The sequence below is a fragment of the Dyadobacter flavalbus genome (assembly GCF_006149045.1).
GTDB lineage: Bacteria > Bacteroidota > Bacteroidia > Cytophagales > Spirosomataceae > Dyadobacter > Dyadobacter flavalbus.
Genome location: NZ_VBSN01000038.1, coordinates 524,677 through 546,615 on the forward strand (window position 1 = coordinate 524,677; position 21,939 = coordinate 546,615).

Sequence of the window (21,939 nt, forward strand, 5' to 3'; positions counted from 1 at the left end):
ATTAATTAAATTAAGTATTTAATCAGTCCATTTTTTTCAGTTATTCAATTGTTTCAACCCGTTCCTGAACAGCACCGTTTTTGCCTTTTATTATGATCCGGTATTTTCCGGGAAAAAGTACAAGTGTGTTATCGGCTTTGAAATCCGTGATTTCTATTACATCGGCTGGAACCGCATTTAGTTGATCTTCCTGAAGATAATATGCAAAAACCAGGCATGGCACCTCAGCCCCGCCTTCTTCAACCCGAACCGGGTATGGCTTTCTTTTGCCGTTCAGATACAGCCAGTCGGGACGGCCATGAACCATTTTGGTTCTGGAATGAAAAAGCCTTGCATCAAACCTTGCAGGAGCTCCGAAAGGCCCGTTGAAAATCTCGTTTTTCTCATTTACAAACAGGCTGAACGTATCAACCTCAACCATTTTGTAATACGGATTTTCGTAGGCAGCCGAACTTCTTTCGGTCATCATTTCCTGATTTATTGTAAAAGGATTGATTCCGGTAAATTCCTTTAACCTTCCGGCCATTGCCTTGCCCCAGCTTCCACCGACCTGATCTTCACGAATGTGGTCAAAACCGGCATGAATCAGAATTTTTGCCTGCGGATCTTTTGCAAGAACAGCCTGGATATTCCGGGCCTGACTTATTTCCCTGCGCTTGCCATCCTGAAAAGCTTCCATGGTACGCGCTTCATAGTCAAATACATAAAAGCCGATTTTTAGCGCCTGCCGGATTAGTTCACCGTATTGAGGTTCCACACTATACCAGCCGGTTGACCGTAAAGGATACTTCCGCTGATTCAGGAGTGAATCGGCAAAGCCTATCGTTTCCGCACCAAAATACCTATATCCGCAATGGTATAAATCCTGTAACAACGACAACGTAAAAACACGGTGCAAAGGGCTGTGATGCGCTTCATTGATTATAACAATCTGCTCCTTTGCAGCACGTTCTGCTATATAGCTGTTTGCAGCAACCGGTCTGAATGTTCTGAAATAATCAGAATCTTTCTTTGCGAGTTCCGGAAACATTTGGTCACTGCTGTCAGCATACTGAAGTGCTTTTTGGTAGTTTCCGATAAAAGAGAATTGCCAGGAAGTTAAAAAATAATTGTCCTTTTTAACGGAGTTAAAAATCTGGGATGAAAAATAATAATCGTTCGGATGACTTTCATCGGTGACCGGCTGAGATGCCGCAAGTTGCGCCTGACTGCAAAGCAAGTATAAAGTAACAATCAGAATGTCATACCATTTGCTTTTTAGGATCATATAATTTCTTTAAATTAACCAAAAATCAATTTACAACCTTCCTTACAAAATTCCGCTATAACCCATTTGCAAAAAGGATAAGAAACAGATTTTACATCTTCCAAATTCATCTGACAAAAACCGATCATTCCCGATGAAAACCTTTACAATAGTCCTGTGCTTTCTGGTTACGTTTTGATATTCGCTTGTGCGCCGGACGGCAACAGGCTGGGAAAGCCTGTATCAGGCACCTCCGAAGCAGCTTCCGGTTTCAATAACTGGTGGAAGTATCATAGCAGGAACATCCGGTTTTATGAAGATTTTACGCCTTTTGACACTCGTTCCAGCGTCATACCGCTGGATTCATTTATGGCGAAATATGCCACCGGCCAGTACATCGTGCTGAAATATGTCGGCAGAGACGCTGCTGTCCAGTATAAACTGCAAAATCTGGAACCGAATGCGGACGAAAATATCCGCAATACGCTGAAAAGTGTCGCTTACTCAGACTTTCAGGATTATCAGCAGCTTGGAAAAGTACTTCCGGATTTCCATTTCACGGATATAAACGGTAACCGTTATACCGCGCAGAATACAAAAGGGAAATTCGTGATCCTGAAATGCTGGTTTATCGGCTGCAAGCCTTGTGTTGCGGAAATGCCTGAGCTGAACAAACTGGTAGCCAGCAAAAGCAACCGGGACGATATGCTGTTCCTGAGCCTGGCCTTTGATTCCGAACAGGAACTGAAATCATTTCTTGCCAGACGGAAGTTTGATTACAAGGTTGTTGGAAATCAGAAAACCTATTTGAACCAGACGCTGAACATTCGCGGGTATCCGACGCATATGGTTATCAACAAAGAAGGTCTGGTGGAGCGCATCTGCAATTCGGCACCTGCTCTGCGGACGGTCCTTGCCGATAAAAAGTATCTGTAACCTGACGCTCCGGAATCTCAACATAAAAAATGTTCAGGATGCCGCGGCCTTCCAAAGCAGTTTGCTGCAAAGCAGACGTATAATTGGCATAATCTTTGATACAAAAGCGCGTCGTGTGACAGATCGGGTTGTGGGTACAGTTCAAGTGTACCGTACAATGACCTGAAATGCCAAATACAACAGCAATCACAAACTTAACCCGCTTTTATTTATGCCTTTAATCGTACTCGCTTTGCTTCTGGCCAATCTGGCCACCATTGCATTTTTTGGACTGGAAGTTTATTTATGGAGAGAATGGTATCTGCACAAGGATATTTTGGTTGATCAGGATTATGCCCGAAACTGCCTGATTGGCGCTGTTGCCATGCTATTGTATCTGCTGATGGGCAAAAGTGTAATCAGGATGCTTTTAGGTAAAAAACGTCAGGGCGAAGACGAACCCGAAGCCAGCCGGTTTCCGGATCAGCAGCAGTTACAAAGGCCGGACGGCAGTGTGATCAATATAGAGTACGGCGGAACCAAGGGGAAACAGACGATCGTATTTATTCACGGCTGGAACTCCAACAGCATGCAGTGGTACTATCAGAAAAAACACTTTGGCAATGATTATCATCTGGTGCTCATGGATCATCCCGGGCTGGGAAAATCAAAACGGGCCAGTAACAAGGATTTCAGCCTGGAAAAGCTGGCCTCAGACCTGGATGCAGTTATTGACTACTCCGGAGCAAAAGATCCCATCCTTTGGGGACACAGTATGGGCGGTATGACCATCCTGACCTTTTGCAAGGTTTACAAACATAAGCTATCTGCCATCAAGGGAATTATTCTCGAGCATACGACCTTTACCAATCCGGTCAAAACCGCTATTCTCAGCAGGTTGCTGATGACAATCCAGAATTCGGTGCTAAAACCGATATGCTGGCTAATGGTTCTGTTTTCACCGTTACTGTGGATCAGCAGGTGGATGAGCTATCTGAACGGGAATATGCTGGTTATGACGCGGTTTTTGACCTTTGCAGGCACTCAGACCGGCAAGCAGCTGGATTTTGCGAGTTATCTTTCCGCCATGGCGCCGCCGGCGGTTACAGGCAGAGGCGTACTGGCCATGTTCGATTATGATGCTACGAATGTACTGCCGGAAATATTCGTCCCGACATTGATTATAGGCGCAAACAAAGACCGCCTGACCAAACTGGAAGCGAGTATCATCATGAAGGAAAGAATCCCGGGCTCAAAACTTCTTACGCTGCAACCGGCCGGACATATGGGCTTTGTCGAAAGGCATCGGGAGGTGAATGAAGCAGTAAGTCAATTTATCCTGCAAACGAAGCTGGTATCGTAACAAGCCTTCCACACTGCTGTTTAATTAAAAGAACATGTACAACCGGCAGTTACTGCGGCGTTGTACATGTTTGGTTTTCGGAGGACGTTTGTTGCTGGAATCTGGCTTGTAACCGGGTTATGGTTTAATGATTTGCGTCCGTTTGAGCTACTTTGATAGCTGAGCGATCATTTTTGTTTCAGATGATCATCCGTAAAGTGTTCGGTATGTTTTGGCTGGGCAAATTTATCGCGGTTGTATGCTTGCGATGAGCCCCGGGGAATAGAAAGCGACTTCCAGTTTTCGCCTAGAATCATTTTGCCGATGAACACAATCTGTCCGATATGATACGGGTAATGAGCAAGTTGCCTGTTTATTGCCTGGATTACGGTATGGCCCTGATTACGGATGAATATTTCCTTTCCCAAATCTTCGGTACCAAGTTCTTCAAGTGTTTTCTGCAGGCAGTTCCAGCCTTTATCCCATATTTCCAGCAACTCCGTTTTTGACCGGATATCATTTTCAAATTCCGCCTCACGGTCACGCCATTCCTTTTCACCGTCCGATGTCAGAAAATCCGTCCATCTTGACAGCATGTTGCCGGAAAGATGTTTTACAATGATCGCGATGCTGTTGCTGTCGGCATTGATTTGCCCGAACAGCGCGTCTTCGGGCAATTGGTGAATGGTTTGCTCGCCCAGCCATTTGTAATATTCAAACTGCTTTTTGACACTTTCAATGTAGTCGAGGGCGATGGTTTCAAAATTCGGCGGATGCTGGTTTGACATAGATTTATTGGTTTTGTTTTGTCAGGTTGTGGGCATTCGGTGGTCATTTGGTGGTCATTTAGTAGTCATTTGCTGTAATTTAGTAGTCATTTGTTGTCATTCAGTTGTCATTTAGTTGTCATTTAGTTGTCATTTAGTTGTCATTTATTGTTTTTTTTAAAGTTATTGAATTTAGGGGTTGTTATTGAGTTATCTGTTTTTGAATGGTTCTGGCATTTGTAACTGTAATTGTTTCTGTTGGTTTTACCTTTTTCTGACACAATGTACTGCGCTCCTTTCCACAGCCGGCACACAGCAAGGCGATGCAAATCAACATGCATAAATAATGCAGTCGTGATGGCAGAGCCATTTTGCAGCTCAACCTCCTATTACCATTTCAGCATGTTTCAATATCCGCATAAAGCTTGCATAATAGTGAAATATAATGGCAAGTACGGACAACTTTATGGATGAATATTTTTTTTCTGAAACATGAATCTATCAGAAAATATACTACTTTTGAAAAAACATACCACTTAGTATCTTTTATGGGAAAAGCTGCGGATACCCGCCTGATCATTTTGCAGAAAGCATTCGAGCTGATTTACAGGAACGGTTATCAGGCCACAAGCATTGATGTGATCATTGCCACTACGCAGGTAACGAAAGGTGCTTTTTATTATCATTTCAAATCCAAGGAAGAAATGGGGCTGGCGATCATTAAGGAAGTGATGTATCCGGGCATGGCTGCTGCCATGATCGACCCTTTGCTGGACGGAAAGGATGTGCCGGATAAAATTTACCGCATGATGGAAGGACTGCTGCTCGACAATCCGTTTTTTGATGTACAGTACGGATGTCCGGCCGTTAACCTGATCGAAGAAATGTCACCGCTGAACCTGTCATTTAGAAATGCACTTACGCAGCTGGTCGTCAGATGGCAGCATGCGATTGAACACGTTCTTACCCTGGCGCAGCAGTCGGGAAAGATACGGGCTGAACTGGCTCCGCGACAGATTGCATTGTTTGTCGTTACCGGTTACAGCGGCGTGCGGAACATGGGCAAAGTATTCGGCCGGAGCTGCTACCATGACTTCCTGGCGGAACTTAAAACATACCTTCAGAAACTAGCCTGATTTTTTTTGACCATAAACATACCAACCAGTATTTTCCCTGCCTATGTACGCGATCCTGCTTTTACTGCATTCTTTGTTCCGGTGGATGGTGCTGGCGTCCTTGCTGTCGTCCATTTATATTGCTTTTACCGGTTACTCTGGCAAAAAGCCATTTACGGCAGCTTCCGACGCATTTCGCCATTGGACTGCCACGATTGCCCACATCCAGTTTATGCTGGGAATGGGTTTGTATTTTCTAAGTCCGGTGGTGAAAGCGGCCGGCGCTGCGTTCAGCGATGGATGGGCACATGACCAGACATTCTTTTTCCGGTACATTCATGCAGCCCTGATGCTTATCGTGGTGACCGTCGTTACAATTGGTTCTGCAAAAGCCAAACGCATGGAAACGGACCGGCAGAAATTCCGGACCATGCTGCGTTGGTTTGTTGCCGCTCTGGTCATCCTTTTTCTGGCTGTTCCGTGGCCGTTTTCACCACTTGTTGCCCGTCCATACTATCGTTTATTCTGATTATCTTTATGAAAAACAAATTCAGATCCGCTGTTTTCAAGCTGCGAATCATCGGCATGCTGGAAGGAATTTCACTGCTGTTTCTGCTTTTTGCTGCCGTTCCCAGAAAGTATATTTTTCAGGACCCTTCCTGGGTGAAAGCCGTCGGGCCTGTTCATGGCATACTCTTTCTATGGTTTGTTTTCAATACGTTAAGCGTAGCCGTTGAGCAGCAATGGAAATTCAGACAAATTACGTGGAAAGTACTGCTTGCCTGTCTGGTTCCTTTCGGTACATTCTATATCGACAGAAAAATTCTGAAAAGGCTGGATTGAAGCCAAATGCAAGCATTCAGCGCTATGCTCATGAAAACTGGAAAACTCATTAGTCTGCATAAAGCAATTTGCGGAATGCAGCGGGTGACAATCCGGTTTTCTGCCTGAAAAACTTGTTAAAGGATTGCGGGTGTTCAAAGCCGAGCCGATAAGCTACTTCTGCTGTCGTTAATGCATCGCTGCTCAACATTTCTTTCGCTTTTTCCATCAGCCGGAGATGAATGTGCTGTTGTGTGGTTTTACCGGTCAAAGACCGGAGCATATCGGACAAGTAGCGCTGCGATACGTTCAACTGATCTGCAATTTCCTGTGTTGTGGGCAAGCCGCTGATGAGCGCCTGCTCTTTGGCAAACCAATCGTTCAGATAAGCATTCATCCTGTCAATCAGATCATGATGGAGTACATTGCGGGTCAGGAACTGCCGGTTATAAAAACGGTTGCAATGATTCAGCAGCAACTCAATCTGCGACACAAGAACGTCCTGACTGAATCGGTCGATGTTATTTTTCAGCTCCGTATCGATGGCCTCAAAAACGGACGCAATTACTTTCTTTTCCTTTTCAGAAAGAAATAATGCTTCTGTAACAGCATAGGAAAAAAAACCATACTGCTGAATCGTTCTGGCGAGCGGATACCCGTTGAGCAGATCGGGGTGGAAAAACAACGCATATCCTTCATGCTCTTCCGCATCGCCGGAAAGCTCAACCAACTGGTTTCGGGCAACAAAAGCAAGCCCTCCTTCCCGAAAATCGTAAGAACCCGGCCCGTATTTCGCCTTGCCACTGAAGGTTGACTTGAATGCTATTTTATAAAAATGAAGTAAATACCGGTTTCCTGCATCCGAAAGATCCGGCTTTGTCCGGTCGTAATGAACCAATGCAATGTGCGGATGCAGCGGCCCGGGCAGATTCAGCCGCTGCATTAATCCGGAAATGTTTTCAAAAACCATTGGCTTCACAGATGGCTTCAATGTTGTTTCTTTTTTGGCTAAGTTACGCTGTATAGTCGATTTAATCCTGAACAGTCGGGTGGATTACGATGTCTCCGACATCCACATAGTCCGGCTGCGCAATGGCAAAGGCAACAGCCTGCGCTATGGCTCCGGCAGGGATCGCAATTTCATCGGCTTTCTGCTGTATAGCTTCCCGCATGTTATCATTTTTAATATTTCCAGCAAACGGCGTGGCAACAAATCCGGGCGATATTCCGGTGACGCGCCAGCGTCCGTTTGATTCCTGCCGCAATGCTTCGCTGATCGTACGCACTGCATTTTTAGTACCGGCGTAAACGCCCATTGCCGGAACGATGCTGATGCCGGCCGTTGAAATGATGTTGATGAAATGTCCTGATCCTTGTGAAATAAAAATGGGCAATGCTGCGGCGATACCGTAAAGTACGCCTTTTAGATTCACGTCGATCATTTGTTCCCAGCCTTCCACATCCAGTTCTTCCATCCGGTAAAGCTGACTGATTCCCGCATTATTGATCATCACATCCAGCCGCCCGAAGCGGGTTACTGCCAAAGCTGCAAGCTGCGCCACTTCAATGCGGTTTGTCACGTCTGTTTGCAGGCATACGGCCTCGCCGCCATTTTGTTGTATGCGTTCAGCAAGTTCGTTCAGCAAATCGGTTCGACGTGCTCCCAAAACGACTTTCGCGCCTTGGCCAGCGAGCAATTCTGCCGTAGCTTCCCCTATTCCGCTGCTGGCACCGGTAATGACCACTACTTTTCCTTCCGTTCCGTTTTTCATTTCCTGTCAAAATTGATGATTGCAAATTTCTATCGGAATGATTCGCCAGGTGTAGCCATGTTTGCAGAATGTGTAGTCAAAATTACTGATCTTGTCTGGATGGAGCGGGCAGGAAGGTTACAGGCAGGAAGGACGAAGGGAGGAAGGATGAAGGGTTTTATTTATTTGGTAATTCCTTTTGATTCGATTTGTTTAATAAAAAAACCTGATTGTCGTGTATGTTATATACGTTACAATCAGGTTTGAAACAGGATATGATCTGAGTACCGATTTCAGCTACACAGCTAACAACCTTGTATTCCCGTTTTCCTTTTCACTTCTCACATTTCACTTCTCACATTTCACTTCTCACATTTCACTTCTCACATTTCACTTCTCACTGTGTACATGCATACTTCCTCAATCGAATTTACCGCTTTGGTCCTACTGCATCATAAATCACCACTTTTTCCCATAACTGCGCATAATTGTTCCTGAAATCGTCATGGATCGGGTGTTTCTGATAAGCTTCTTCATCTGCCGGGCTGTCGAAAAAGCATAGCCACGAATAGGCATAAGTGCGCTCGATCACGTCGCGGTTTGTTTCTGCCGGCGTTCCGATGTGGACCATTTTGATGGTCGGACATTTGGCGAGCTTGTTCAACCCTTCCAGCAATTTGTCTTTGTCGGCCGTATTTCCCGGATTTTTCAGATAGAACAGAACATGGTGTACAAACACGTTTTTAGCTGCCGGTTCCGTTGATATGCCCATACCCACGCCAGCCGCAAGGCCGCTTTTAACAAAATTTCTTCTTGATTGCTGTTTCATTGACTTCTTGTAGTAAAACTGGAAATTAACTATTCTTTAAAATAATCCTGCGTAATCTTTTGGCATCGCAGAAAGCTCTCTGATCATAATATTACGATAAAATACTTCCGCCGCCTCACTCTGCAGCTGGATTTTACCACTGATCATCGGGACCTCCTTCCCTTCCGGCGTGATGTAACGCGAATTGTTCAGCACCATCACGACATGGCCGTTGACAATATGCAGACTTTTTCCTTCATAGCAAATCAGTTCGAGCGTAGTCCATTCGTTTGCAGGGCTTTCATAATTTCCCGAACGCATGCAAAAATAATCCCCGCCGCTTTTAAAGGTTCCAAAAGGCTGCTTTTCGTCTGCTACCCGGTTCATGACGCCTTCGGACGGGAATGAACGAATGTCAATAGCCGAATTGGCCTGGCACCAGAAATCGCCCATATGTCCTTCCATGATCTGGAATTCCTGCGACAGCATCCATGTACGCCAGTATTCGGCACCGGCCTCACCGGTGGAATGATACAAATTCCGGAGTCCCGCAGTTTGTCCAGTCGGGGTTCATATTTCTTATCTCCCCATTTTACCTGCAGTCGGAGATGATAATTCTTGTATGAACTGCGTGTAAACAGGCATCCGTACGTTTCACCGCTGATCCGCAGCACCGGGCTTCCGGATTCATTTATAACTGAAAAAACTTTTCCGTTATCCTTGTTATAACCAACCGGTGCAACCGGATTGCCGTTTACGTCCTTCGGTACTTTTCCATTATAACCATTTTTATGCGCATAGCTCAGGTAATTCTCCCACTGGCTGAGGTCTTTATCCAGAAGCGGCGTCCATTCATCCGCACTTCGCATGGAAAAAAGGGCGCAGACTGTTGCTATCGCCGCTGAAAAGATAAATGTGAGTTTCATAGATGTATTTATTTCTGTCGTTTGAATCATTATGCAAAGGCAAATGTAAAAACCTGAAATCCGATCGCATGGTAAAAATCCATTATAAATTGGTAGGTTTATGGTTATATTAAAACCTGATGAAACGATACATTCTCCATACGCCTTTCAGCATTTACCATTTCGAAGCTGCAACCTGGGACCACTCTGTCCATAAGCATACCTATTTCGAGATTATCTTTATACTGAAAGGAAGCGGCATTCACCGGATCAACGGCAATGCTTTTCAGTATGCCGAAGGCGACGTCTTTCTGCTGGGGCCCGAGGATTTCCATCACTTTGATATTCAGGAATTGACAGAGTTCAGCTTTGTCCGTTTCAATGAATCCATTCACAAACAGCTGCCCGGAGACAAAGACCGTCCGTGGCAGCCCATCATCCGCACTTTGCTGAATACCTCATCCCAAAGCCGCGGGTCCATTGTAGCGGATAAGCCGGAAAAGCAAAAACTGCATCATCTGCTCGCCGTGCTGGAAGCAGAATCTTCCGACGATCAGTCGCAGTATTTTGAGGTAATCCGCGATAGTCTGATGCGGAGCATGCTTATCATTCTGGCCCGGAACCTGTTCAGCCAGACACAGAGCAGACCTGTAATGAAGGATTCGGCAGAGGCCATCCTGATGTATATCCGGCAGCATATTTACAGACCGGAGAACCTGACCATTGAGCGTCTGGCCGAACATTTTCATTATGCGCCTGCTTACATCAGCCTGTTTTTCAAAAAGCAAACCGGCGAATCCCTGAAACAATATATCATCAAACATAAAATCAAACTGATCGAGGCGCGGTTGCTTTACAGCCAGCTGACACTGAGCGAAATTGCTGACGAATTTGGCTATACGGATGAAAGTCACCTTTGCAAACAGTTCCGGAAATATACCGGCACCACGCCTATTGCCTTTCGGATGCGGGTTTGATAAGCGTGTATGCAAGATAATTTCAGGCGGGGATGCAACATTTTCCATTTTTTCAGATCCATTGATTGAAAACTTAGCCATGGACTTGTATGAAGCATCTTTTACCCGCAGTACTGATCCTTTTTGCATCATTTTACGCGCATGCTCAAAATTATAATGTCAGCGGAAGCGTCAGAAACCAGCAGGACGAGCCGGTTCCTTACGCTGCTGTTTCAGTCAATAATTCCGCTGATTCCGCACTGATCAAAGCCGATGTTGCCGATGACCACGGCTTGTTCAGAATATCCGGGATTGGTCCAGGCACCTATTTTATCCGGATTTCATCCGTTGGCAGCAAATTGTTCCAGTCGCCGGCATTTTCAGTAACGGACTCCGATGTAAATTTCCCGGTTTTCAAATTGCCTGCAGATACGCAGCAGCTGAACGAAGTCAAAGTAACTGCCGCCAGGCCGCTCATTGAAGTCAAAAACGACAGGCTGGTTTTCAATATCGAAGGAAGCATTAATGCTACGGGTTCCAACGCGCTGGAATTACTGCAGAAATCGCCGGGTGTTCAGATTGATAAAGATGAGAACATTCTGGTAAAAGGAAAAACCGGCGTCCGGATTTATATCGACGGACGGCCATCGCCTATGAGCGGAAAAGACCTTGCATCTACGTTGAAAAGCATGAATTCGGCTGATATTGAAGCTATTGAAATCATCACCAACCCATCCGCCAAATATGACGCTGCCGGCGATCTCGGCATTATCAATATCCGTCTGAAAAAAAATGTAAAGCTGGGAACGAACGGGAATTTAAGTCTGGGCGCAATGTTCGGCATCACGCCCAAATACAACGCTTCCCTGAACCTGAATCACCGGGATAAAAAAGTCAATGTATTTGGTTCTTACGGCTTCAATCAGGGTGCCTGGCACAATACAACTTACGATGACCAGGTCCTGAATGGCGTAGCTTACAACAAAATCTGGCACGGCATCTGGCGCGACACGACGCACAGCGCGAAAATCGGAGCGGATTATTTTATCAATGCAAAAAATACGCTTGGATTCAGCGCCAACGGCAGGATCAGCCATCATAACGGCGGCGGACAAAGTGAAACATTCATCAGCCGGCGGCTGAACATGGAAGGCGATTCGCTTATGCTTTACTCACAGACTTCCAATCCGGAAAAGAACAAAAACCTGAACATCAACCTGAATTATCATTATGCCGACACAACGGGCCACGAACTGAATATAGACGCTGATTACGGAAAGTTTGTGTCACGCGGGGTCAGTTATCAGCCCAACAAGTATTTTTTCCGTATGGACGAAAAGGAACCGCTTGAAAGAAATTATGTGAGCAAAACACCCGTGGACATCACCATCCGGTCATTCAAGGCTGACTACGAGCAGCCGCTGAAAAAGGGAAAGCTTGGCTACGGCTTCAAGTTATCGGATGTAAAATCGGACAACACTTTTGATTTTTTCAATGTACTCAACCAAGTAGAAGTCATTGATACCAGCCGCAGCAACCGGTTTAAATACACGGAACGCGTCTATGCGGCATATGCCAATTACAATGTGGCAATTGGCAAAAAGTGGGATTTACAGGCTGGCATCCGCGCAGAACAAACCCAGTCACTCGGCGACCTCACGAGCTTTAAACATAATGACCTCGACAAAGTGGACACGACTTACCTCAATTTTTTTCCAAGCGGCGCCATTTCTTTCAAGGCTTCCAAAAACCACAACTGGAACCTGAATTACAGCCGCCGGATCAACCGGCCGAGTTACCAGAACCTGAACCCGTTTGAATACCGTATCGACGAACTTGTTTACTCCAAAGGAAACCCGTTTCTGAAACCGGAATATGCCAACAGCTTTAAACTTACGCATGTTTATAAAGCCAAACTGACCACGTCGCTCGGTTACCGGAGAACGCGGTTTCCGGTTGCAGGCCTCCGCATTCCTTACGACAGCAGCCGCACCTATTTTATAACCCAAAACCTGGACCATTCGCAAAGCTTCAATCTGGATATCAGCATTACAACAGCCATTACCAAATGGTGGGACATTTATTTCAACATCGGCGGCTACCATAATATTTGGAAAGCAGCGTTGCCGGGCGGCCTCATCATCAACAACACAACAACAGCGTTCAACATGAACGGCCAGAATACCTTCAAGCTGAAAAATGACTGGACACTGGAACTGACCGGATGGTATAACTCCCCTTACCGCCGGATCGATTACAACCGGGGAATGGGCATGATGGATGCGGGTATCCAGAAAAAGTTCTGGAAAAGCAATGCGACACTGAAAGTTTCATTCAGTGATATTTTTCATACGGCCCGGGGCGGATACGAATCGGAATACGCGGGCATCAAAACCAATCTGCGTTTCCGGTTCGAAGGCCAGATGCTGAAGATCAATTTCAGTTACCGTTTCGGAAGCAAGGAAATCAATGCTGCCCGTAACCGGCGTACCGGCTCAGAAGACGAGCTGAACAGGATCAAAGGCGGCTGATTTTCCGGCTACATCTCATAAAGCAGTTAAAAACAACAATCCGGAGAATGAAAACGGCGCCTTTTCTTATCCGGCAACTCCGATTTCAGCATGCTGGTTTCACCGTCAGTTACAAAAAGTATTGAAGGATCAAGTAATGTTATTCAATGGATAAAATACCTCGGTGAATTTTCTATAAATTTGCTTCCAAAACTTATTCATTTATTATCCTCACCAAAACTATCAGTATGAAATTGTTTATTACGATTTGTTCATTATGTTTCATTTCCCTCTTTGTAAATGCACAGGATTTTGCCCCGGATTCAACAGTAACCATTCAGAAACAACAGCTTTACACCCTGGTACCCAACGAAGATCTGTCGGTAAAAGGACAAATTGATGCGGAAAGAAATTATGTAAAATACAAGGGCGCAGCAACAGGAACACTCATTGCGAGCCTTGTATCTCCGCTGATCGGGCTTATACCCGCAATCGCAACATCATCAACAACTCCCAAGATTGAAAATCTCGGTTACCCGGATGAATCGCTTTTCAGACAAGCCAATTACCATGCGGCCTATACGCGCAAGGCTAAAAAAATAAAGCAGGGAAAAGTATGGAAAAACTGGGGCATCGGCTTTGGTGTCAACCTTGCACTCATTCTGCTGCTCACCGCCGGACAATAGCTTTTTAGATCTTAAAGAAAATACTTACCCGGACGCGCGGAAAATGCAAGCTGAGTTGGCGCGTTTGTAAATTTTGCATAACCAAATACAGTCCGGATCAGGGCACTGTGTTTGGTTATTTTTATATCCATTCCATTCGGATACTTTCCGGAAGAAGTTCATAACCATTTGAGCGGCAGAAATTTGCAAGCATCGGTACTTTCCGGCATTAAGTGCCTTTGTGTTTGTGAACCATTTCAATCTGATCCGTACAGACAAGTTTTTTGAGCCATAGAGGAAATTCAAAATGAAAAGCAACACGCACCTTTGTATTGTTAAATCAAAACAATCACAATGACAACGATACCAAAAATCAACCTCGGCAACAATGGCCCGCTCGTTTCCAAAATCGGATTAGGCTGTATGAGAATGTCACCCGTATGGGGAAGCCAGGCGAATGATGAAAATGAAAGTATAGCAACGATTCAGATGGCACTGGACAGCGGCATTAATTTTTTAAATACCGGCGACTTTTACGGCAGCGGCCACAACGAGCTGCTTGTTGGCAAAGCCATCAAAGGCCGGCGCGGCGACGCATTCATCAGTGTCAAGTTCGGGGCTATTTTTTACAACAATCAATGGATCGGACTGGACTTGCGGCCAATAGCAATCAAAAATTTTATTAACTATTCGCTGGTCCGTCTGGGCGTGGAAACCATTGATCTGTATCAGCCCTGCCGACTGGACAACAGCGTTCCCGTAGAAGATGTGATCGGAACAGTCGCAGACCTGATTCAGGATGGCAAAGTGCGGCATCTGGGCGTTTCCGAAATTACCGCGGATCAGCTTCGCAAGGCCAACAGCATCCATCCCGTAACAGCCCTGGAAATAGGCTACTCGCTGGCCGACCGCCAGATTGAAAGTGACCTGCTTCCTACGGCAAAGGAACTCGGCATCGGAGTTGTGGCATTTGCGAATACAGCAGAGGGATTGCTGTCCGGCGATATGAAGGCGCCACTTGCACCCGATGCCTATCAGAACCATTTCCCGCGTTTTCAGGGAGAAAATCTGATCAGGAACCTGGAAAAAGTAGCGCTTTTGAAGCAAATGGCGAGGGAAAAAGGATATACACCGACACAACTGGCCATAGCCTGGGTAAATGCGCAGGGTGAGCAGATTATGCCGCTGGTAAGCATGAGCCGCAGATCGCGGTTGCCGGAAAATATCGAAGCCATGTCCATTGCATTTACAGCGGAAGAATTAAATTTGCTTCATACACATTTTGCACCGGGTGCCATCCTTGGCGGTACCTATCTGCAGCGATAACAAGCCAAATAACAGCGGAGCCGCTTGTAAGCTCCGCATTTTATGACTTTTGAAAGTGACCAATCCAACTGAAATTATTCCCGGCGTTATTTTCTTCTCCTACCTTTCCACAATGAAAAAGGAGAAAGTGGCATTTCTGAAACACAATACGCTGGTAATGCTGGTCTCAGGCCGGTTTTCAATGGAAAATGCGCATGAGAAAATATCCATGAAGAGCGGAGAAATGTTGCTGATCCAGAAAAACCAGTTGGCAGAAATCACCAAAACACCGCTGGAAAACGAGCATTATCAAACGATTGTAATAAGCCTGCAGGAAAATCTGCTCAGGCAAATTGCCCTGGAAGAGCAAATTGAAACCGGCAGAAAATACACCGGCCCACCCAATATCCTGATTCCCGGAAACGATTATTTGCGGGCCTTCTTCCAGTCCATCATTCCCTACGTCCGTAATCCCGACGAGAAATTAACAAATTCGATGGGCATGCTTAAAGTAAGAGAAGCAGTTCACCTCCTGCTTCATGCCATGCCATCATTACAGGAATTGCTGTTCGATTTTTCTGAGCCGTATAAAATGGATCTTGAGAAATTCATGCTTCATAATTTTCAGTATAACATACCGGTCGAAAAATTTGCGCACCTGACGGGAAGAAGTCTGGCGGGTTTCAAACGTGATTTTCAAAAGACATTCGGGATGTCGCCGCGGCATTGGTTACAGGAAAAAAGGCTTTACGAAGCGCGTCATCTGATAGAAACCAAAAACAAGAAGCCATCTGCCATTTACCTTGATCTGGGATTTGAAAGTCTGTCCCATTTCTCCCATTCTTTCAAGAAGAAATTCGGAAAAGCACCAACGGACTGGACTGTTTAGGATGATAGTTCACGTGCAGCTTCCAAGCACTTCAAGGCAGGCCATACCGTGCACAAGTAGGCTCCTCCGGAGCCGGCTCTTTACCGAAATGGTTTGCATCTTTTCTAGATACAGAAAGCTCCGCAGGAGCCAACTGTTTCTAGAAAATCTAATTAAAACCCACATTAGACCGGCTCCGGAGGAGCCCTCTGTTTATAGAATTACAATGGAGAAAACTGTACAGCAATGGCTCCGGAGGAGCATCCTGTTTATAAACATGCAAATGAAAAAACCGCATCGAACCGGCTCCGGAGTAGCCCTCTGTTTATAGAAATGCAACGAAGAAAACCGTACAGCAATGGCTCCGGAGGAGCATCCTGTTTATAAACATGCAAATGAAAAACCAACATTGGACCGGCTCCGGAGCCCCACCCTGCCTTTTGCGACAACTACATGCATCCAATGCTCACGAACCATTCAATGATCTGAAGTAAGCTTCAGGACAATCAGCCCCGCCACGATCAGTATTACAGCAAGCACACGTGCAAAACTGACTTGTTCACCAAGAAAGACAATCCCGACGATAAATGAACCGACTGCTCCTATTCCCGTCCATATTGTATACGATGTACCGAGCGGTAAAGTACGCATTGCCATTGCCAGCAGCCCGAAGCTGGCTATCATGGCAATAATGGTAATGGCTGTTGGCGTGATCCGGGTGAAACCTTCTGATTGCTTCATAAAATAGGCCCAAACAATTTCCAAAAGCCCGGCAATCACTAAATAAATCCAGGACATGACATGAATCAGTATGATCCGGTCGTCCGGAAGTAATTCCCACTACGGGAGAGGTCGTCCTCTTGTTACACTCCATACTTTGCAGATGCTTAATGCAGGGGATATTTTACAAATATAAAATAAACTTCATGACCGGACGCCGGATTGGCCTGAATTAAGTGTATACACAAGAAAGCATAGGAGAACAAAAAAGCGGTTTGACAATCGTATGACTGTCAAACCGCTTTTCAACTTCCGTATATAAATTTACTTAAACGCCTAAACTCCATCCATCACGGTAATTCCGGCGGACAAACTGATTGACCTCGTCAAAGTTCGTAACTTTCATATTCTGCGCATCCCAAAGCATTTTCATATTGCTTCCCGGATATGTAAAGCCCTTGCCGTCTTCTCTGGCTTTTGGCATGTCTGCACCGCGTATTGCAAGGTTTGCTCCCAGAATCGCTTCGGTCAGCGGGCCAGCCAGTTCAAACGGCGAGCTCAATTCCATTTTACCGTAACCTGCGATACAGCCTTCCACCCATTGCGCATAGTGGCCGTCGGCACTTCCCGGAACACGGGCAAATTTCTGTTTTACCTTCACCTCCTGCATTTTGCTTAACGGCAGCAACCGCGGATTTGCCGCATATTCACTGGCCATCATTTTGCCTTTGGAACCTACAAACAAGATCCCGCTGTTTCCGTCTCCAAACAATTCGTTTGCTCCCAGTTCTTCCGGACGTTCCGGCTTGATGCCGCCGTCCATCCAGTGCATGGTTACAGGTCCTTTTGTTTTTGGTGTTTTTGGAAACGTAAGCGTCGCATGGCTTGACGGCGGACAGCTGTCCGGGAAAATGCCTCTTTTGCCAAAAGCGGTGAAAACACTTCCTACACTGGCCTGCATGTCAGTCGCATATTTCAACCCAAGCACGCGGAACGGAGCTTCCATCAAATGGCAGCCAAGATCACCCAATGCACCGGTTCCATAGTCCCACCATCCCCGCCAGCTCCCCGGGATCAGGTTTTCTACATAGTCTTTTTTAGGCGCCGTACCCAGCCACAAATCCCAGTCAAGTTCTTTGGGGACCGGAGGTTTTTCCGATGGCCAGGGAATACCTTGCGGCCAGATCGGCCGGTTGGTCCAGATATAAACTGTATCGACGTCACCGATGATACCGGCATCATACCATTCGTGCAAGGTTCTTACGCCATCGCCGGATGAACCCTGGTTTCCCATCTGGGTAACTACTTTATATTTAGCTGCTGCTTCGGTCAGCTTTCTGGCTTCGTAAATATCGTGTGTCATCGGTTTCTGCACATACACGTGCTTGCCGAGCTGCATGGCCGCCATGGCTACTACTGCGTGCGTGTGGTCCGGTGTGGAAACCGAAACTGCGTCAAAATTTTTGGATTCTTTCTCGAACATTTCCCGGAAATCCTTGTAATACTTGGCTTTGGGGAAATTGGTCCTGCTGGTTGCAGCGCGGCGATCGTCCACATCGCAGAGATAAGCAATATCTGCTTTGCCGCTCTGGAAAAAATGGGAAAGATCGGACGTTCCTTTGCCTCCGACACCGACACCGGCAATGGTCAGCCTGTCGCTTGGCGCTATAAAGCCTTTTCCTCCCAATACGTGTCTCGGGACTATCATAAAACCAGCCGCGGTCATGGCCGCTGCTTTGACAAAGTCTCTCCTGGAAGCGGTTGACTTCTCACTTGTTATACTCTTTTTTTCCATTTCGGGTTTTGGTTTAGCGCTTTTGCAGCAAAATTTCCAGCCTTTAATCAATGTTCATGAAACCTCATTATTTAAGCAGCTTGTTTTCATATTTTACTCAAAATTAATTTCCTGAGGTTCCGGTCACCATTAAGCTACTCCAAAACTACACGATTGTACCATCCAGGCCGGAAACGGCCGGAATAATGCTACCCCATTTTCTAAAATGCCTTTTTTGAACAATAGAAGAAGTTTTTTGATATCCTTAAAAAAAATGGTTCAATTCTGAACAATCCTTGTACTGAAACCCACGGTCTCCGCACGTATGACAACGGCCATGTATTGCATGCTAAGTTCCGGGTACGGAATGCGGGAAACTGGATCTGAATGACCGAATTTTAAATTTTGTTATAATATTAAGGCTTGTAAATTCACGATTTACAAGCCTTGTACTTTTATATCAAAACAACATGCATTTGATCACAGGTTACCGGCAAAAAGTCACCAGTGATTTCAGGAAAAAAGGCATGCTGAATTGCGCGCTGCTATTACCAGTTGCCTTTGGATAACTGCGCTCCCTGATTGTCGGTTTCGCTGAAATAAATCCGCAAAGCAGGCTGGCCTTTAGAATCGGTTTCCTTGGCGTAGTAGTACGTTTTATGCGCATCTTGTTTCTCGCTGGCCGTTGCATCGCGCTTGAAATTTTTTCCGGTTGCGCAGCTGTATTCCCCCCGCTGGGTTCCCTGCAAAGGTGTCAGGGTAAGGGTATGGTTGGTTTCATCAAATTTAACCTGCCCTTTCCAGTACGTGTAAGCGCCTGTCCGACAGCTATAATAAGTTGTGACGTTCATGACATACATTTCATAAGTTCCGTTTGAGGAAAAATTGAATGCCATCGCCTGCTCATACGCAGATCCGTTGTAACTGCCGTCTGTTCCCCAGAAGCTGCTGGGCGAGAACGTGCCGTACGACCATTTGCCGCCGACACCTGCCGGTGGTGGCGAAGAGGCCTCCGGATCGATGGATTCGGAAGATTTACTGCATGCCATCAGCAGAGCGCCCGCAAATAGCATCAGGATGGAGATTGATTTCAGTTGTTTTTTCATGGTTCTATATAATTAACGGTGTAAAAAAATGCGTGTTGTCAGTTTAAAGTCAGATCAAATTCTCCGCTGAAAGACTTGCTGGCCGGGTTACACTCGTCTTCGCTGTTCGAATCCAGCAAAGCTCCTGTGAACGTGCCTTTTGCATGTTTGCCCGGAACGTATTCCAGAATTTTCACCTCGCCTTTTGTGGAGTAATACCCGGACTTGTCAGGACAGATCTGCGCAAAGTAGTTGTTGAATGATGTTCCGGCTGTCTTGTATTCCACCTGACTGACAGCCTTGTAGTCGTTGATGTCCTGCTTGTACGGATAAGTCCCGGCTTCCGAGCCAAAAGCAGTTATCGTAAGGTAATCGGACTCCGTAGATCCGCCATTGATGCTCAGGCTGGCGATGGAACCGAGCTTGCCTTCGGATATTCTGGCGTCCGTGTAAATCCTGGTTTTTCCGTCAAAAGTAACTTTCAGCGTGCCCTTCTCGGTGGACGATGCAGGAGGTTCATTGCTGTTCTGGCAGGCAAGCAGGCTTGTCAGCAGGCATAAGCCGACGAATTTTTCTCTAAATTTCATGGTCTGAATAAATGGTTATGGAAAATGTACATTCCGGAGATGACAGGTCCGCAAGCTGCGAAACTGCGTTTGCCATTCCGGCGATACAAAGGTGGCGGATGGCTGCCTGTGGAAGAATCAGATTAAAGTCCAAGTGAAGAGTTGGCCTTGTGAACTGTTGTTCGGGACAGTTGAATTGATTATTCAAAAAGTTACAAAAGCAGTTTTATGTTTAACCCGGCTGTGTTTTTCACCTTGATTTGTAACGGGCAGCCATATGTCCTTGGAAGCAGGACTATGAACATTGTCTGGCCGTATGGCTTAAAACCAAACAGCATAAGCACATCAGATTGCATGGCTGCTTTTATCTAATCAAACCGGAATAGTACAATTGGCGGCAGGAACAGCATGCTGATTTCGGAAAAGAATATGAATTGCTTTGCCACCCAGCGTTTACTTGTTCCGGGAAGGATTAGCTTTGCACAGAAATCATTACCGTGTCTTATTTTAAAACTCCTTATCTGAAAACACATTACCTGATCTTGCTTTTTGTTATGCTTTGTGCAACGGACAAAATGTTTGCACAGGCACCGGACACCTTGCGCCGTGAACTGACAATCGACTTTGAGATTCGGCCCCGGGCAGAATTCCGTGACAATTTTATATGGACACCGGCTGACACCATCATGCCAAACCTGCAAGTCACGCAACGTAACCGGATCAGCATTACTTACCGCACCAAAGGGCTTCGACTGCATGCGTCACCGCAGGAAATTCACAAATGGGGAGAATCCGGCCACTTTTCACAAGTCGGCAATCTGAACTTTTTCGAGTTATATGCGGAACCGGAAATTACCAGAAATTTCTTCGTCCGGATCGGCAGACAGGCATTGTCACTCGATAACGGCAGAATATTTTCGGCAGCGCCCTGGAGCCAGCAAAGCCGGGCACATGAAGGAATCCGGTTTTTCTACAAAAAAAGGTTTGAAACCGATTTAACAATAGCATTTACCCGGCCATATGCCGGGCATTTTGATCCGGCCTTTTCTCCCGTTGCACCGCATACTTACAAGTACCTCTTTGTTCATCATCTCAAACACAAATTCAGCGATAAGCTCATCCTGACGACCATTCAGGCCATGGATTTATTCAGGCAACCGGCTGGCGACATGCGTTACTATGAGCGCATTACCAACGGGGGACGGATCGAATATGTCAGAGGACCGATGTACGCTACGGTGAATGCCTATTATCAATACGGAAAGAACGCTGCCTTAAATAAAATACGCGCTTATTATGTACAGCCTGAAATCAGCGTCAACACCGCCAGAGCGCTGTTCCGGTTAGGTGCAGAAGTGCTGAGTGGCCAGAAAAACACAGCTTCAAAAGCAATATTCAACTCGTTTGTGCCGCTTTATGGCGTTGCCTGGAAATTCATGGGCAACATGAATCTTTTCACCCGATTTCCGGCAGATGTCCATGAAAAAGGATTGATCAACCCATACCTTTTTATCATTTATCAGTCCGGGAAAAAGCTTTCCCTGCGAAGTGATATGCATCTTTTTTATCGCAGTACCCGCTCGTCCGTGAAGCCCGGGAAATACGGGGTAAATACCTTGGCTTTGAAAGCGATTTATCCCTGAATTACAAGCCGGTCAGAGGTCTGGAAATCATTTACGGATTTTCATTTACAATCGCGAATGAGCGCATGGAACTGCTTAACAAGGTCAGAAATTCGGAAAAAGTCCCGGTCTGGAGTTATTGGATGATTTCTTATACGCCAGGACTTTTCAGCAAAAAATGGCTGAAAACGAGATAA

General features: G+C 45.9%; 21 protein-coding genes. 11 read left to right on the plus strand and 10 right to left on the minus strand.

Annotated elements, in window-relative coordinates; all coding sequences use genetic code 11:
• Window positions 1–40: 40 nt before the first annotated feature.
• Window positions 41–1,267 carry a hypothetical protein gene (locus FEM33_RS13870; protein ID WP_139012597.1) on the minus strand — a complete coding sequence of 409 codons (1,227 nt, stop codon included), beginning with the start codon at window positions 1,265–1,267 and terminating at the stop codon, window positions 41–43.
• Between the two features lie 156 nt (window positions 1,268–1,423).
• Between FEM33_RS13870 and FEM33_RS13875 the strand changes: the two genes are divergently transcribed.
• Window positions 1,424–2,182 (plus strand): TlpA family protein disulfide reductase, encoded by a 759-nt coding sequence (locus FEM33_RS13875; RefSeq protein WP_139012598.1) that lies wholly within the window; start codon window positions 1,424–1,426, stop codon window positions 2,180–2,182.
• A 211-nt stretch (window positions 2,183–2,393) separates the two neighbouring features.
• Window positions 2,394–3,524, plus strand: a complete 1,131-nt coding sequence (locus tag FEM33_RS13880; protein ID WP_139012599.1) for an alpha/beta fold hydrolase — start codon at window positions 2,394–2,396, stop codon at window positions 3,522–3,524.
• A gap of 167 nt (window positions 3,525–3,691) precedes the next feature.
• Here FEM33_RS13880 and FEM33_RS13885 read toward each other — a convergent pair whose 3' ends face one another.
• Window positions 3,692–4,291 carry a DUF1572 family protein gene (locus FEM33_RS13885; protein ID WP_374756430.1) on the minus strand — a complete coding sequence of 200 codons (600 nt, stop codon included), beginning with the start codon at window positions 4,289–4,291 and terminating at the stop codon, window positions 3,692–3,694.
• 527 nt (window positions 4,292–4,818) lie between these two features.
• Between FEM33_RS13885 and FEM33_RS13890 the strand changes: the two genes are divergently transcribed.
• From FEM33_RS13890 to FEM33_RS13900, 3 genes are read left to right on the plus strand one after another with little or no spacing between them, the layout of a single operon-like run.
• A complete protein-coding gene (locus tag FEM33_RS13890) occupies window positions 4,819–5,406 on the plus strand; it encodes a TetR family transcriptional regulator (protein ID WP_139012600.1) in 588 nt (195 codons plus the stop codon).
• Window positions 5,407–5,449: 43 nt separating this feature from the next.
• A complete protein-coding gene (locus tag FEM33_RS13895) occupies window positions 5,450–5,914 on the plus strand; it encodes a hypothetical protein (RefSeq protein ID WP_139012601.1) in 465 nt (154 codons plus the stop codon).
• 8 nt (window positions 5,915–5,922) lie between these two features.
• The gene (locus tag FEM33_RS13900; RefSeq protein ID WP_139012602.1) at window positions 5,923–6,228 is read left to right on the plus strand and encodes a DUF3817 domain-containing protein; all 306 of its coding nucleotides are present in this window, start codon (window positions 5,923–5,925) and stop codon (window positions 6,226–6,228) included.
• Window positions 6,229–6,277: 49 nt separating this feature from the next.
• Here the strand turns inward: FEM33_RS13900 and FEM33_RS13905 are convergent, their stop codons facing one another.
• The 4 genes from FEM33_RS13905 to FEM33_RS26720 form a co-directional block, all read right to left on the minus strand.
• Window positions 6,278–7,177 (minus strand): helix-turn-helix domain-containing protein, encoded by a 900-nt coding sequence (locus tag FEM33_RS13905; RefSeq protein WP_229214251.1) that lies wholly within the window; start codon window positions 7,175–7,177, stop codon window positions 6,278–6,280.
• 61 nt (window positions 7,178–7,238) lie between these two features.
• On the minus strand, window positions 7,239–7,979 hold the full coding sequence (locus FEM33_RS13910; protein ID WP_139012603.1) for an SDR family oxidoreductase: 741 nt from the start codon (window positions 7,977–7,979) through the stop codon (window positions 7,239–7,241).
• 409 nt (window positions 7,980–8,388) lie between these two features.
• Window positions 8,389–8,787: a Dabb family protein gene (locus FEM33_RS13915; protein ID WP_139012604.1), complete on the minus strand. Its 399-nt coding sequence runs from the start codon at window positions 8,785–8,787 to the stop codon at window positions 8,389–8,391.
• A gap of 36 nt (window positions 8,788–8,823) precedes the next feature.
• On the minus strand, window positions 8,824–9,303 hold the full coding sequence (locus tag FEM33_RS26720) for a 3-keto-disaccharide hydrolase (RefSeq protein WP_229214241.1): 480 nt from the start codon (window positions 9,301–9,303) through the stop codon (window positions 8,824–8,826).
• Between the two features lie 508 nt (window positions 9,304–9,811).
• Between FEM33_RS26720 and FEM33_RS13925 the strand changes: the two genes are divergently transcribed.
• The 5 genes from FEM33_RS13925 (at window position 9,812) to FEM33_RS13945 (ending at window position 15,996) form a co-directional block, all read left to right on the plus strand.
• Window positions 9,812–10,648 carry a helix-turn-helix transcriptional regulator gene (locus tag FEM33_RS13925; RefSeq protein WP_139012605.1) on the plus strand — a complete coding sequence of 279 codons (837 nt, stop codon included), beginning with the start codon at window positions 9,812–9,814 and terminating at the stop codon, window positions 10,646–10,648.
• A gap of 89 nt (window positions 10,649–10,737) precedes the next feature.
• Window positions 10,738–13,158: a TonB-dependent receptor gene (locus tag FEM33_RS13930; RefSeq protein WP_139012606.1), complete on the plus strand. Its 2,421-nt coding sequence runs from the start codon at window positions 10,738–10,740 to the stop codon at window positions 13,156–13,158.
• 227 nt (window positions 13,159–13,385) lie between these two features.
• Entirely contained in the window at window positions 13,386–13,823 is a 438-nt protein-coding gene (locus tag FEM33_RS13935; RefSeq protein ID WP_139012607.1) for a hypothetical protein, read from the plus strand.
• Window positions 13,824–14,156: 333 nt separating this feature from the next.
• On the plus strand, window positions 14,157–15,128 hold the full coding sequence (locus tag FEM33_RS13940) for an aldo/keto reductase (RefSeq protein ID WP_139012608.1): 972 nt from the start codon (window positions 14,157–14,159) through the stop codon (window positions 15,126–15,128).
• Window positions 15,129–15,240: 112 nt separating this feature from the next.
• Window positions 15,241–15,996 carry a helix-turn-helix domain-containing protein gene (locus FEM33_RS13945; RefSeq protein WP_229214242.1) on the plus strand — a complete coding sequence of 252 codons (756 nt, stop codon included), beginning with the start codon at window positions 15,241–15,243 and terminating at the stop codon, window positions 15,994–15,996.
• A gap of 456 nt (window positions 15,997–16,452) precedes the next feature.
• Here FEM33_RS13945 and sugE read toward each other — a convergent pair whose 3' ends face one another.
• The 4 genes from sugE to FEM33_RS13965 all read right to left on the minus strand — a co-directional run bounded on the left by sugE (window position 16,453) and on the right by FEM33_RS13965 (window position 20,141).
• Window positions 16,453–16,773, minus strand: coding sequence for a quaternary ammonium compound efflux SMR transporter SugE (gene sugE, locus FEM33_RS13950; RefSeq protein WP_139012610.1), 321 nt, complete (start codon window positions 16,771–16,773; stop codon window positions 16,453–16,455).
• Between the two features lie 250 nt (window positions 16,774–17,023).
• Window positions 17,024–18,490 carry a Gfo/Idh/MocA family protein gene (locus tag FEM33_RS13955; protein ID WP_139012611.1) on the minus strand — a complete coding sequence of 489 codons (1,467 nt, stop codon included), beginning with the start codon at window positions 18,488–18,490 and terminating at the stop codon, window positions 17,024–17,026.
• Window positions 18,491–19,017: 527 nt separating this feature from the next.
• Entirely contained in the window at window positions 19,018–19,575 is a 558-nt protein-coding gene (locus FEM33_RS13960) for a hypothetical protein (RefSeq protein ID WP_139012612.1), read from the minus strand.
• Window positions 19,576–19,613: 38 nt separating this feature from the next.
• Window positions 19,614–20,141: a hypothetical protein gene (locus FEM33_RS13965; protein WP_139012613.1), complete on the minus strand. Its 528-nt coding sequence runs from the start codon at window positions 20,139–20,141 to the stop codon at window positions 19,614–19,616.
• 476 nt (window positions 20,142–20,617) lie between these two features.
• Here FEM33_RS13965 and FEM33_RS13970 point away from each other — a divergent pair, with 476 nt between their 5' ends.
• Window positions 20,618–21,763 (plus strand): alginate export family protein, encoded by a 1,146-nt coding sequence (locus FEM33_RS13970; RefSeq protein ID WP_229214243.1) that lies wholly within the window; start codon window positions 20,618–20,620, stop codon window positions 21,761–21,763.
• The last annotated feature ends 176 nt before the right edge of the window (window positions 21,764–21,939 follow it).